Origin of the sequence: Hyphomonas sp. (assembly GCF_041398465.1) — a bacterium.
In the GTDB taxonomy this organism is placed as follows: Bacteria; Pseudomonadota; Alphaproteobacteria; order Caulobacterales; family Hyphomonadaceae; genus Hyphomonas.
Genome location: NZ_JAWKUS010000002.1, coordinates 635,279 through 648,886 on the forward strand (window position 1 = coordinate 635,279; position 13,608 = coordinate 648,886).

11 protein-coding genes are annotated in these 13,608 nt (G+C 59.0%); 5 read left to right on the top strand and 6 right to left on the bottom strand.

Translation table 11 applies throughout. The features are described from left to right. The first annotated feature begins 32 nt into the window (after positions 1 to 32). Both R3C98_RS09580 and R3C98_RS09585 read left to right on the top strand, forming a co-directional pair. Complete coding sequence (locus R3C98_RS09580) at positions 33 to 1,397, top strand: formimidoylglutamate deiminase (protein WP_371313854.1); 1,365 nt, start codon at positions 33 to 35, stop codon at positions 1,395 to 1,397. Next, positions 1,394 to 2,095, top strand: coding sequence for a GntR family transcriptional regulator (locus tag R3C98_RS09585; RefSeq protein ID WP_371313855.1), 702 nt, complete (start codon positions 1,394 to 1,396; stop codon positions 2,093 to 2,095). Before R3C98_RS09580 ends, R3C98_RS09585 begins: the two co-directional genes overlap by 4 nt. A 156-nt stretch (positions 2,096 to 2,251) precedes the next feature. On the opposite strand, the gene R3C98_RS09590 is transcribed toward R3C98_RS09585, so the two are convergent. The 6 genes from R3C98_RS09590 to R3C98_RS09615 all read right to left on the bottom strand — a co-directional run bounded on the left by R3C98_RS09590 (position 2,252) and on the right by R3C98_RS09615 (position 10,964). After that, positions 2,252 to 5,371, bottom strand: coding sequence for an efflux RND transporter permease subunit (locus R3C98_RS09590; protein ID WP_371313856.1), 3,120 nt, complete (start codon positions 5,369 to 5,371; stop codon positions 2,252 to 2,254). A 12-nt stretch (positions 5,372 to 5,383) separates the two neighbouring features. Beyond that, positions 5,384 to 6,625 carry an efflux RND transporter periplasmic adaptor subunit gene (locus tag R3C98_RS09595; RefSeq protein WP_371313857.1) on the bottom strand — a complete coding sequence of 414 codons (1,242 nt, stop codon included), beginning with the start codon at positions 6,623 to 6,625 and terminating at the stop codon, positions 5,384 to 5,386. After that, positions 6,622 to 7,917 (bottom strand): TolC family protein, encoded by a 1,296-nt coding sequence (locus R3C98_RS09600; RefSeq protein ID WP_371313858.1) that lies wholly within the window; start codon positions 7,915 to 7,917, stop codon positions 6,622 to 6,624. The genes R3C98_RS09595 and R3C98_RS09600 overlap by 4 nt, the downstream gene beginning before the upstream one ends. A gap of 575 nt (positions 7,918 to 8,492) precedes the next feature. Then, the gene (locus R3C98_RS09605) at positions 8,493 to 9,521 is read right to left on the bottom strand and encodes a phytanoyl-CoA dioxygenase family protein (RefSeq protein WP_371313859.1); all 1,029 of its coding nucleotides are present in this window, start codon (positions 9,519 to 9,521) and stop codon (positions 8,493 to 8,495) included. Further along, positions 9,518 to 10,156 (bottom strand): acyl-homoserine-lactone synthase, encoded by a 639-nt coding sequence (locus R3C98_RS09610; protein WP_371313860.1) that lies wholly within the window; start codon positions 10,154 to 10,156, stop codon positions 9,518 to 9,520. Before R3C98_RS09610 ends, R3C98_RS09605 begins: the two co-directional genes overlap by 4 nt. A gap of 79 nt (positions 10,157 to 10,235) precedes the next feature. Then, positions 10,236 to 10,964, bottom strand: coding sequence for a helix-turn-helix transcriptional regulator (locus R3C98_RS09615; protein ID WP_371313861.1), 729 nt, complete (start codon positions 10,962 to 10,964; stop codon positions 10,236 to 10,238). A gap of 253 nt (positions 10,965 to 11,217) precedes the next feature. Between R3C98_RS09615 and R3C98_RS09620 the strand changes: the two genes are divergently transcribed. From R3C98_RS09620 to R3C98_RS09630, 3 genes are all read left to right on the top strand, one after another. Next, positions 11,218 to 12,471 (top strand): tetratricopeptide repeat protein, encoded by a 1,254-nt coding sequence (locus tag R3C98_RS09620; protein WP_371314031.1) that lies wholly within the window; start codon positions 11,218 to 11,220, stop codon positions 12,469 to 12,471. A gap of 195 nt (positions 12,472 to 12,666) precedes the next feature. Beyond that, positions 12,667 to 12,810, top strand: coding sequence for a hypothetical protein (locus R3C98_RS09625; RefSeq protein WP_155839851.1), 144 nt, complete (start codon positions 12,667 to 12,669; stop codon positions 12,808 to 12,810). A gap of 94 nt (positions 12,811 to 12,904) precedes the next feature. Next, a complete protein-coding gene (locus R3C98_RS09630) occupies positions 12,905 to 13,597 on the top strand; it encodes a lasso peptide biosynthesis B2 protein (protein ID WP_371313862.1) in 693 nt (230 codons plus the stop codon). Positions 13,598 to 13,608: the final 11 nt, after the last annotated feature.

Below are 13,608 nucleotides of genomic sequence, written 5' to 3' on the forward strand. Positions count from 1 at the left end.
TATATACATATTATTAGACTAGGAAAGATGTAATGACGGTCATCTGGGCGAAAAAAGCGCTCCTGTCGGATGGGTGGTCCGATGCGGTCCGCGTGGAAACGAGCCCGGAGGGCACCATCCTGTCCGTACGCTCAGGGCACCCCCCGGAAGGCACCCGGACCGGCCTGCTTCTCTCCTCCCCGGCCAACGTTCATTCGCATGCTTTCCAGCGTACCATGGCCGGACTTACCGAGGGTCGCGGACCTGATGGAAAGGACAATTTCTGGACGTGGCGCAAACTGATGTTCCGGTTCCTGGAACGCCTGGCACCTCGTCACATCGAAGACATCGCAGCATTTGTTCAGATGGAAATGCTCGAAGCTGGTTATGCAGCAAGTGTCGAATTCCACTATCTCCATCACCAACCTGACGGGACGCCATACGAAAACCTCGCGGAAACTTCCGAACGGATCGCGGCAGCGGCCACGACAAGTGGCATCGGCCTTACGCTGCTCCCTGTGCTCTACCAGTACGGAGGATGCGATAAGCGCCCCCTTGATCGAGGCCAGGTCAGATTTGGCAACACTTTCGACCGGTTCGCACGGCTTGTAGAAAAGGCACAGGGCGCCTTGGGAAGTCTTCCGGCGGATTGCAGGCTGGGCGTAGCCCCTCACAGCCTGCGGGCTGTTGCTGACAATGACATAGCACGGGTCGAACAGCTCCTGCCTTCCGGCCCGGTCCACATGCACCTGGCGGAGCAGCAGGAAGAAGTTGACGAAGTCCTGGAACGCTATGGTACCCGTCCGGTCACCTGGTTCCTGGACAATTGCAATGCCGGCCCCAGATGGTGTCTCATTCACTGCACCCGGATGGAGAAAACTGAAACCATCCGTCTGGCGGGCTCAGGGGCCGTCGCAGGCGTCTGCCCCTCTACCGAGGCCAATCTCGGAGATGGGATATTTCAGGCAGACACCTGGCTCGAACATGACGGGCCAATTGCAATCGGTTCGGATTCAAACATTCGCATCTCTCTGGCAGAAGAATTGAGGGCCCTGGAATACTCCCAGCGCCTGAGAGACCATGCCCGCGCCGTGTTGTCGCGGTCCGGCCATTCAACGGGGCGAACAGTCTTCGAAGCTATTTCGAAAGGCGGCGCAACGGCCGCCGGACGCAACAGCGGCCGGATAGAGGAAGGCGCTCTAGCAGACCTTTTCGCGCTTGACATTGACAGCATCTGCCTGGCTGGGCTTGAAGGCGACACGCTTCTGGATAGCTATGTTTTCGCCGGCGATGATGGTCTTGTTACGGATGTCTGGTCCGCCGGACGCCACCTTGTCAGAGAAGGTCGCCACGTCGGCCGGGACAAGATCTTGGAGAAATATCGCAGGACGATGAGTGAACTCAGGGACGCGTTATGACAGACACGCCGTTCAATAGCTGGCAGTCAGTCCAGGAGGAAGTGTTGGCCCGAATTCATTCGCGGCAATGGAAACCCGGCGACCTCATCCCGAACGAGGCGGATCTTGCCCAGGAGTTTGGTTGCGCCCGGGCAACAGTGAACCGCGCCCTGCAGAACCTGGCGGATGAAGGCCTGCTGGACCGGCGCCGCAAGGCCGGCACCCGTGTTGCGACACACCCGGTCCGCAAGGCGACCATGTACATTCCCGTCATACGCCAGGAAATAGCAGATAAGGGACATGAATACGGCTATGAACTGATCTGCTCTGAAAGAGTCCTTCCACCTACGGAAGTCAGCAATATCATGGAATTCGGCAGGCGCGCCCGCGCTCAACATATCGTCTGCATACATACAGCTGACGGCCGCCCCTATGTGATCGAAGATCGCTGGCTGAACCCGAAATGGGTTTCGGCGAAGGAAATATCGATCTTCAACGAAATCAGCCCGAACGAGTGGCTCGTCACACATGTTCCGTTTACGGAAGGTGAAATCATGTTTTCCGCCATGTCAGCCGGCAAGACAGAAGCGGGATTGCTTTCCTGCAAGGAAGGCGAAGCATTGTTTGTCATTGACCGCACGACCCGCAACAAGCAGGAGGCGATTACCTCCGTCCGGCTGATCTTTGCTCCGGACTATCAGATCGAAACTGTCCTGTAGGTTGGCATTCGGGGGACAATTCTGCCGCCCCGTCCTTCATTTCACCGGCCTTTCACAAGAGTTCAAACACTTTATTGGAGAATGCATCAGTGCTCGTCAGCCATGCCCATGCCGTGATTCAGGCACAGACATGGCCGGAAACCAAGCGGTAAGCGCTCATCCTCGGAGTGGATGCGCGTGTGTAGTTTCCAACATGGAATGGTGCGCGTCCGGTTTCGGCGAGAACCAGCGGTGAAGTGCTGGCAAAACAAGCAATGTCAGCACGGTCGAAGAGACAAGCCCTCCCATGACAACCGTGGCAAGTGGACGTTGAACCTCGGCGCCAACGCCAGTCGCGAAAAGCAAGGGCGCAAGGCCGAGCGCCGTGGTCAGGGCCGTCATGAGGACAGGCCGGGCTCTCAGTCCAGCTGCCTCGATGGCCAGTTCATCCAGATTCCGGCCAGCCCTGGCAAAATCGTCCATGAAACTGACAAGCACCATACCGTTGCCAAGCGCGATCCCGAACAAGGCAATGAATCCGACTGTCGCTGGCACTGACACAGGCAAGCCGCTGACCCAGAGCGCCATCGTGCCGCCTGTCAGGGCGAGCGGGATGTTGAGCAAGATCAGAATGGCAGATTTCATTCGGCCGAAGGTCAGCAACAGGATAAGGAACACGATAGCGAGCGTGATCGGGATCACGACCGCAAAGCGCTGATTGGCCTCCTGCTGCAGTTCAAACTGACCGCCCCACTCAACCCGGTAGCCCGCAGGTAGATCGAGTTCCGCCCCGACATCCTCCTGTGCTTCGCTGACATAGCTGCCGATATCCCGGCCCCGGACATTCAGCTGGACAGTGATGAACCGCTCGCCATTCTCGCGCGTGATCTGCCGTGGCCCGACAATCTCGCGAATGTCGGCGACACTCTCCAGCGGAATGCGTGCACCGCTCTCCGATTCCAGAATGATCCGCCCGATCGCCGCCGGTGTGTTGCGGTCCTCCTCTGCAAAGCGAACGACCACCGGGAACTGGCGTACACCTTCGAAGACCGCACCTGCCTCCGCGCCGCCAACGCCTGACTGAAGGGCATCCAGCGCCTCTTCGATGCTGAGACCATACCGGCCGAGCGCTGTCCGGTTGAGTGACACGACAAGCTGCGGCGCGCCGGTGATCTGGTCGGCCTGGACGTCACTTGCACCCGGAACATCCTGAAGGATGGACTGCAGTTCTTGTGAACTTTCCAGCAGGACAATGGTGTCCGGCCCGAAGATCTTGACCGCGAGCTGCGCCTTGGTGCCGGTCAGCAATTCGTCCACAGACATCGCAATCGGCTGGCCGACATTGGCCCGGATACCCGGGAAGGAACCGAGGCTGTCAGAGATTGCAGCCCGAAGGTCATCTGGGCTCATACCGTCCCGCCAGTCCTCTCTGGGCTTCAGGGCCACAAAGGCCTCGATACTGTTGACAGGGTCGGCATGGGCACCGACTTCTCCGCGCCCGATACGGCTGACAATCGAGTCGATTTCCGGAAAGGAACGCAGCAGCCGACTTTCGATGCGGGTTGAAATGGCCTTGGCTTCCGTCAGTGAAATTGACGGCGCCATTGTGACCCGCAGCAGGACATCGCCTTCCTCAAGCGCCGGCGTGAACTCCGACCCAAGCCGCGTCGCTGCAAGACCGCCAGCCAGAAGTAACAGTCCTGCAAGGCAGATTGCAGCCATCCGTCGGCGAACAAAAAAGGCTGCGAGTGGCTTGATGAACCGCGTCAGCCGGCCTTTCTCAGCGGTCTCCGTCTTGCCCGATGGACGCATCAGGCCAAGCGCCATGGCAGGCGCAATCAGCGCCGCATAGATCAGCGAACCGGTCATGGCGAGCGCAGCTGACGCAGCCAGGGGCCGGAACGTCTTGCCTTCGGTTCCCTGCAGCGAAAAGAGCGGCAGGAACACGATGATGACAACAGCCACCGCCGCGATCAAGGGCGCGATCACTTCCGTACTGGCCCGCGCGACCGTCGTGCGCGCATCCTCGCCCTCTGATCGTTCCCTGAATCCTCGATCGACATTCTCAGCGATCACGATCGCCCCATCGACCATCATGCCGATCGCGATGGCAACTCCGCCGAGCGTCATGAGGTTCGCACCGATTCCAAGCGCGCTCATCGCGATGAAAGCAAACCCGACCGAGAACGGGATCGACAAGACCACAACTAGGCTCGGCCGCCATCCGCCGAGAAAGGCAAACACGATGATTGCGACGAGCAAGGCTCCCTGCCAGAGCGCGGTTGTAACCGTTGCCGCCGCTTTCTGGACAAGCGTGCCCTGGTCATAATAGGGGATCGCCTTTACTCCATCGGGAAGCGAGGCGTTGATTTCTTCAAAACGCGACTTCGCGTTCTCGATGACGTCTGATGTGTTCGACCCGTAGAGCTTCAGCACGAGGCCGGCAACCGCCTCGCCTTCTCCATTAGCTGTTGCAAGACCTTGTCGGACGCCGCCGCCAATTTGGACTTCACCAAGGTCGCGGACCCGGATTGGGCGTCCATCAATGCTTCTGACCGGCGTGTCGCGAAGATCGTCTAGTGTTCTCGCCAGGCCAACACCGCGGACGGTGTATTGTTCAGCGCCGACTTCGATGAATTGAGCCCCCGCCGTCCGGTTAGCCGCTTCAAGGGCGTCGATCACGTCTGCAACACCCAGATGGTAGGAGGTCAGCTGGTCCGGATCGAGGCGCACCTGGTATTGTTTCTCAAATCCGCCGAGCGAGAGCACTTCGGTCACCCCCTCCACAGACTGAAGGGGGTACTTGATCATCCAGTCCGCAATCTCTCGCAGTTCGACGAGCGATCGTTCGCCCGTCTCATCGACAAGGCGGTAATACATGATGATTCCGAGACCGGTTGAGATGGGCCCCATTATCGGAGTCCCGAACCCTAGCGGGATGGCGTCTGCCGCTTCGCCGAGACGCTCGCCGACGACCTGCCGGGCGAAATAGACATCGGTGCCGTCTTCAAAATAGATGTTGACGACGGAAAGCCCGAAGTTCGAAGTCGAACGGATTTCCTCAACCTTGGGAAGTCCGGACATGGCCGTTTCAATCGGATAGGTGACATACCGCTCCACTTCTTCGGGGGAAAGTCCTTCGGTCTCGGTGAATACCTGAACCAGTGACGGCGAGGGATCGGGGAACGCATCGACCGGAAGGCTCCGGAACGCGAACAGTCCGCCGATTGCAAGGGCAATAACCGCAATGACCGCAAGCAGCTGGCCACCGGCAAGGCGGTGCATGAGATTGAACATTTCTACCGTCTCCTAGTGCGCGTGGCCGTCGCCAAAGGCGTCTTTTTCGAGCTGGGCCTTGAGGGTGAAGGCCCCGTCTGTCACGAGTGCATCGCCGGCTTCGAGGCCGGAAAGAACCTGCGTGAATCCATTCGCGCTTCCGCCTGCCATCACTTCTGTGGGCTTGAAGCCGTCGTCTGTTGGCACAAAGACAGATTGCCTGCCCTCGACCTCGACAATCGCGCCAGACGGAACCCGGACGGATGTCTCAGACCCGCCTGTTTCGATATGTGCGGTAAGAAACTGGCCGGGCTTCAGGCGATGATCAGCATTGTCGACGATAACCCGGGCCGTCGCCGTCCGTGATGTCTCGTCAATGATCGGCAGCACAGTCGCAATGGTCCCTTCGGCCAGACTTTCGCCGGTTTCCCGCCGGAGCGAAACTGCCAGACCCGCATCAACCTTTCCAAGGTCATCCTTGTACACAGCAATGTCGGCCCATACGACGCTATCGTCGATGACGACAAACATCGGCTCGCCTCCAGCCGAAACGGTTTCGCCCAGCGAAACCGTGCGACGGATGATTTTTCCGGCGATCGGCGACGTCACATAGGCTTGCGACAGCGCACCGTCCTTCGCACCGTCAAGACGGTCCAGAACTTCATGTCCGATACCGACAGCATGCAACCTGTTCTCAGCAGCCTCCCGTTGGGCATTGGCCGCTGCAAAAGCGGCCCTGGCTGACTGCACATCAGCCTTCGCGGTAATTTTCTGCTGGAAAAGATGCTCTTCGCGGTCCAATTCAGCCTTGGCAAGGCGTTCGGCCGTCACCGCATTCAGGAAGTCGGCCTTGAGGCCAGCAAGTTCCCGGCTTGTCAGAAGTGCAAGCGTCGCACCGGGCCCGATCGTATCTCCTTCTCCGGCATAGAGACGGGCGACGACCCCTTCGACTTTGGGGGAAACCCGGGCGATCCTGTCAGCGTCAAACCGGATCTCAGCCGGAAGCTCGAGATCTCCGGAGATGCGCCCGAGAGCGGCCTTGCCGACCACGATACCGGCAGCTTTGGTCTCTGCCGGGCTCAACTCTACATGGTCCGGCGCCTGATGGTCGTCATCTTCATCGTGCATCTCATATTGATTAGCGCGATCTTGTCTCTCTTCCTTCCCGGCAGCGTTTTCTGCTGGCGAGCCGGCGCCTGCGGCATCGCCGCTGCACGCCGAAAGATAGAGGAACGCGGGTGTCAGAAACGCCGCAAACAACATGTTCCTGTTCATTGGGTATCTCCATCAAATGGTGCTGCGCCGATCAGGGCGCGCAACCGCAAGGTTTCGATTTCAAGCGAAAGCCGTGCGTCTATGACCGCTGAGCGCGTCTCTATCAGGCTCCGGCGCGCATCGAGTGTTGCGGTTAGGTCGAACTTGCCGACCCGGTATCCTTCCGCTGCCGCGGCATAGGCCTGCTCGGCCAGGGGGAGCGCCTCCCCTTCAAGACGGTCAAGCCGGGATCTGAACGTGCGGCTGCGGGCAACAAGGCTCGCTTGCTGCGCACGCAAACGGGCTTCCACGGCATCAGCGTTCAACGCTGCCCCTTGAGATCTGAGCCGGGCTGCTCGCGCCGCATCCTGGTTGCGGTCGAATAGAGGCAGCGGCACGCTCACCCCCGCAAGGAATGCATTGTCACCGGTCTGTTCAAAATTCCGAAGGCCGGCAGACAACGTCACATCCGGCCAGGCACCTGCGCGTGCCAAATCAGCCGCCGCACGACGCGCCTCCATCCCAGCCTTTGCCTCTGCCAGCCTTGGGTGAGATGGTCCGCCTTCGCTTGCTTTGATCTCGGCCTTATCGAATTTCTCACGGGCAGGATCAGGCAGAACAAAATCTACCTCCCCTCGTCCCCAGACAGAGGCCAGAGCAATGGCTCTGGCTTCGACTTCTCCGGCTGCCGCATCCGCTGCTGCCTGAAGGATCGCTTCCTCAGACTGTGATCGGACAAGCTCCGGAGGGGCTGATGCTCCCGCTTCCACCCTGCGAGAAACGACATCTGAGAACTCTCCTGCCAGCTTGGCCGCATCGGATGCAACCTTGGCAATCTCGATGGCTGCCTGCAAATCGAGAAACAACTCTCCGGCCAGCGTCTGGGATTCAAGACGCATGACCTCGCACCTGGCGCTTGCAAGGGCAGCCTCAGCCCGGGCAGCCCTCTCGGAAAGACGCCGCTTTCCACCGAGCCGGAATGTCTGTTCGAGCACCAGGGTATTTTCGGCGGTGCTGAAACCTCGTAGCGGACCTGTACCGGCGAAATTTTCAGTCTCGATCGAAGCGGACGGATTGAGCCGGCGCCCGGCCTGATCGGCATCGGCCGACGCGGCTCTGGCTTCAAGCACTGCTAACAGGACTTCGGGGGCAGCCCGGGCGGCCCGCTTCACTGCTGCATCAAGTGTAAGTGGGGTTCCTTGCTCAGCATTTGAAGTCTGGACAGATGCAGGGCCGCATCCATCTGCGAGGGCTTGCCCCGCCAAAAAGGGCAGAGCGAGCGCGGCAAGCATGCCGCGAAAGTGGATTTTCATTGGATATGCTTTCCTCGGATAGAATCATCGACGGCGCAGCATTCGCTGCGCACTCCTTTTCAGGTGTCGGGATCTAAGCTCGAGGAGGTCTGTAGGGACCGTCCGAAACGGCCTGCACAAGCATGTTCTGGTCGGGAACCGGGCTAAGCAAAGTTGTGGAGGCTGCAATAAGCTTTTCGCCACCCTCTTCGCCGATGATGTGATTGTGACAACTGCCGCAATGATGAAATTGGTGGCCTGACCCTTCCTGTGAAGTATCCTGGGAAGGAACTTCTTCGGACACATAGCTGTCCGCAGAGACTTGATGGACATCGTCGCAGGCAATCGCGATGTCAGCGACTGCACTCATCGGAGACGCTATGCAGGCCCAGGTCATCAAAGCGATGACTAGTCTCGACAAATGCATCTTGGTCCGGACGAGCGACATAATACAGCCTGTTTACAAAATGCTCTTAACGCCCAGGTTAACAGAGCTTCACCAAGCCCTAACATTTCCAGCCGCCATCAAGTCAAGCAAAAATTTCATTCGAAGCCAGATCTGGATTACTTCTTTCCGCAATCTGATTACGTTCCCGTCACGTGTAACGTGCCCGCTCCAAATCCCACCCAATCTGTCTGGCATCGTAAACTGGCGAGAGACGGAATCCCGGCCATGGCTTTGGCCAAACGACCGGATAATCCTTCGAAAAGAGACGGTCCCCGTCGCGCAGGCCCGCAGCCCCCCCTGCCTGCTTCAGAGCCCCGGGTCTGTCGAAATAGCGGACGTCATCCCCGCAATAGCGGAAAGACATGGCCCGCCGCCAGAGGTCTGACCGGTTCCCTCCCGCCCCGTGTACCGTCATGACGTGATGGATAATGACGTCGCCTGGCTTAACCTGAAACGAGACGATATCGTATGCCGCTAGGTTGCCTTCGATGTCCGGACATTTCGGATGCGGCGACGATGGGAAAGACGTTCGCGAGACAAATGCATTCGGCGCAAACGTCTCACCCCATCTGTGGGAACCGCGAATGTATTGCATGACGCCGCTCCCGTCATTTGCCGCATCGAGCGGGATCCAGACGATGACACACTGCTCGCCCTCGATCTGGAAATAGGCAAGGTCCTGATGGAACGCTGTCTTCTGACGTGTGTGCGGCGCCTTCACGAAGGTCGTGTCTTCCCAGAAGTTGAGATTGTTCGCGCCGAGCAGCTCCGCTGCGATACCCGGCAGCGCCGAGTCAAATGCCACTTGGCGCACACCTGGGTCCCATCTCCACGCCGCGACATCATAGAAGAAGAGTCCCTTTTTACTGGCCTCTCCTTCTTCCAGGAGCGGGCGCGAATCCGGATCACTAAGCACCAGTTCCTTCATCGCCTGCATGTCGAACCGGTTCGCAGCGCCGACCTCGACCGGCTCTGATGTGTCCCACACCTGCTGGGCGAGCGCCTCGAAATCATAACCTGTTGCTGACACGCCGAGCTGCTCCATCTGTTTGCTCACGGCCAATCGGAGGTGTTCGACTTCATCAGGCTTCAGGACATTCCTCAGGCAGACGACACCGTCGCGCTCAAACGCCGCGGCATCCTCGGCGGAAACGGCTTCCGATCGATCCTGTTTCATGCCGAGGCCCTAAGCTTTGGTGCGAGATACTCTGCCACGATGGCTTCCGCGTCCCGGTACCGGTCCATCTGGCGGTCGAGTGTTTCCTTGTCGATCCGTGAGACCGCAGGGATCCACGCCCAGTCGTCGCCGTCCCGCCTCGGAAGCCCGAGCGGCTCGGTTGACCAGACCCGCTGGACGAGATTGTAGAATTTCTGGTGAGTGAGCCAGCTGAGGCGCGAAACGCCGTGATCGAGGCACCAGACCGTGAGCCCCAGCCCCAGGCGGCACCTCGTCCGGAAATCCTCAACCGGGTCCCGCATGCGTTTCCGGTCCGTCACGAAGCGGGAGCATTCCCAGACATCCGCGCCGACAGGATAGGGCTGGAGGTCGCAATAGTCGGCGAAGAGTTCACTCATCATATGTGGGCGGGTCGTCGGATTGAGCCGGGAGGATGCAAGTACGTCACCATCCCGGGAAAGGACGAGGACGTAAAAGGTTGCGTCCGTATCGAACTGGTCCTTGTCGTAGCCTTCCCGAATGCCAGGAATGTGCCAGCCCCATTCTTCGACGACGATCCGGTAACGCATCTCATGCATCGCATGGATGAGATCGCGGTATTCGCCGCGATTGTCCGGCGTAATGATCTTGAACATGGAACCTCCTGCTGTGCCTGGTTGCAGGCGGAGAATGGAGCGGAGCTACCATATCGTCATGTCCACATAAGGGGGCTTGTCAGGGAAAGATCTGCCCATGCGCAATGGCTGAAGAGACGAGATGGGCACGATTGACCGCATCAAGTTTCCGGCAGGCCCGCTGCAGCGTTTTCTTCACGGAGTCCTCCCTTATCCCCAGAATATGGGCGATCTCCCAGTTCGACTTGCCGGCCGCGGCGAATTGGACGCATTCGGCTTCCCGGGGCGAGAGCTCTGCCAATTTCTGGTAAGGAAACGGGCCCATCAGCTCTTCAAGGTGGTAATAGGCCGTCTGGCAGACGATCTCGAGTTCGGCGATCTGGGTTCGCGACAGGTCCGGCATCCTGTCTCCGCCGAGCGAGACGCCGCCCGATATGCTGGCAAGCGCATGCATCGGGAACATCATGCCGTCCGTGATGCCATAGTCATGCACCATGTCGACGACCATGCGCCCGATCCGCGACGCATGCGCATGTGCTTCGGCCCAGCTGAACGGGCGCTTCGAGCGGATGGCACAAAGCGCGATCGGGTCATGCAGGATGGCGAGACGGCTCAGTCGTCTCGTTTTCAGCTCTTCGGGCCAATTCGAGAGGTAGAGAATATCCTTGAGCGGAACATTGAGCGGATTGACGAGTTGACCCAAGAAGACACGGTTAAATCCATAGGACTCGCTGAACTCGGCGAGCCGTTCGATCGCATCCGTGCCCGTCGTCGTCGCCTGTATGTCGCGGATGGCTTCCAGAACCGCTGCGCCATCATAATTGCTCATGGCCTGCCGTCTCCAAATACGTTCCGTACCAGCACTGCCGGTACCCGTACGACGTTCCTGCCCGCCCGGTCGGCCAACCCGGACTCGCTGGTTGCATCGCTCGTCTTTCTTCGCATCCTTTCGATGCGCCGGGACACAATTACCACTTATTATTGTTTTTTGTTACTCTTTATGGTTTAATATTTTCTTGCACGGGTTGGCGATGACTGCCCGCCCCGTCTTCTTGCCACGCCTTACCCGCGAGCGCCTGATCATGCCTGAGTTCCATGACAGAGACATTGCTATCGCAAGTGCGTATTTCAGGCGCGGCGAGGCTGACGCGGCCCGCGAAGTATTTGAACGGGTTCTCGGAAGCGACCCCTGCAATGTGGCGGCGTTACACGGCATTGGCCTTTGCCTGCACGCTCGTGGCGAACGAGACAGGGCGATCGCCTCTTACCTGCAGGCTGTAGCCCTTGAACCTTCCGCATGGACGTCCTGGCAGTCGATTGCCGATCTGACGCCAGATGAGCAAGAACGGCGATGTGCCATTGATCAGGTGGCAGATAGTCTAATGGCCGCCAGCCAGACAGGCACCCCCTCGACCAGAACAATCCGGAATAGCGTCCGAGCCCTGGTTTGCGCAGGTCGCAGTCAGCAAGCGGTTCAGTTGCTTCACAAGAGCCTCGGCGGCTTTGACGATAAGAATGAGGCCCATGCGCTGCTGGCCAGTATACTTTACGCCCTTGGACAATTCGAAGCCGCTGCGCATCACCAATTCCTTTCCCTCCCGAAAGGACCTGCCGCGACACCAGCTTCCCGCAAGTCGTCCTTTGAACCGGGCCACGCAATGGGCGCTCTCCTGAAACTTTGCTCCCTGCTCGAAACAGGCGGATTCAGGCCCTTCCTCGTCGCGGGAACACTGCTTGGCCTTGTCCGGTCCGGCAGTCTCCTGGCACACGACCGCGACATCGATATCGGTCTCCTGCGCGGCGACAATGGCGGCAAGGATATGGTCGATTTCATCCGGACCCATCCAGACCTGATGCTCCCTCATTCAGCAAGACCGGGTGACCGGTATGTCGGCCTGACCGTGAATGGGATCGCCGCCGACATATTTGTGTTCGACCAGACGCCTTCCGGCATGGTGTGCGGCTTTTCGAACCTGCCGGGCGACATCCAGTGGCGCCATACTCCGTTCCAGCTACATAACACACGTCTTGCCAGGGGTATGTTCTGCATCCCAACCCCCACGGAGACCTATCTCTCCGAATGTTACGGCCCTGGCTGGCGCAAGCCGGATCCCGACTTTGCTTCTGCCATCAGTTCCCCGGCGCTACACAACACCAGCCCATATGCCATCGCCTATCTAGCGCTCGCCCGCGCACGCACATGCCTGCTCGCCGGAAATGCGACGAAGGCAGCGGCGCTGCTTCAGCAATTGCCGCGAATAGACCTGCCGCAACCGGGTTCCGTGGCCCGCGAGGCAATGGCTCACACCATACCTGCCATCAAGCGGCAAACCTGAGCTCGGGGGCATTCCCCCGGCACATATGCAATTCGCCAAGCGTTCCTCATCAAAAGGAGCGCAGCTGACAATTTTGCGCAACACCCTGTTTCTATTTAATTTTTAATGTTTCATCGCGTTGACTCAACCATTTTTAGATTCAATATTCTACCTGCCGTTGTTTTTGACGGCGTTCAAAACGGAAAGGAAAACACCATGACTCCGAAAGTCGAAAACCATCAGCCTATGGACGAATTCGACCCGATCGAACTCGGTTCCGTTTCTTCGGAAACCAAGGGCGCAGCTGAGGGCCCGGCCGAGCTCTCAGGCTCGCAGAATTCCCGCCCCGGAATTGGTTGAGCACCAATGTGAACAGGAGAACGAGGGCGCCAATGCGCGCCCTCGTTCTTCCTTCTCAGCGTTTACCGCAGGCCTCACGGAGAAACTCCCCCCGATGCCAGCCTTTCATCTCGCTCCGGAGATCCATTTCTGTGCGTCCGACGGGGCGTACATCTTTCTCGATGCACACGCGGATCGTTACTTTGCCTATACCGGTAAGACTGCGCGGCTGTTCCCGGAGATCATTTCTACAGACCGGACCGAACAACTCTCTCCGGATGCAGAGCGATTTGCGGACCATCTCCTGCGCATCGGCGTACTCCTGCGTCCCGCTGCAGAAACCCGGCCATTAAAGGCCTGCACTGCAGCCTGCCCCGATACCTCCCGCTTCGAACAGGCCTGCCTGCTCGCCGCCGATGCGAAATATTCCGAATGGTGCCACATGTTGACGGCATTTGCCCGAAGCTGGTCTCTCAAACGAACGCATTCCCTGCGCGGTGTCATTTCAGGCGCACGCCGCTGGAAGCAAAATGTCCCCTCAGGAAACGGAAGAACACTGGAGGAAGCGACGAAGCGGACGGCGCAATTTCTCTCGCTCGCCCCCTTCCTGTTCACGACAAAGGATGCGTGCCTCTTCCGCAGTCTCTTCCTGATGCGGTTCCTGGCGGGCCACGGGATCACTGCGACCTGGACGTTCGGCGTACGGCTCGCCCCCTTCGGTGCCCATTGCTGGGTCGAATATGACGGCGCCGTCCTCAACGACCATCTCGAACATGTGGGCGGGTTTGCGCCCATCCTGACGATCTGAAGGGGCGGAAA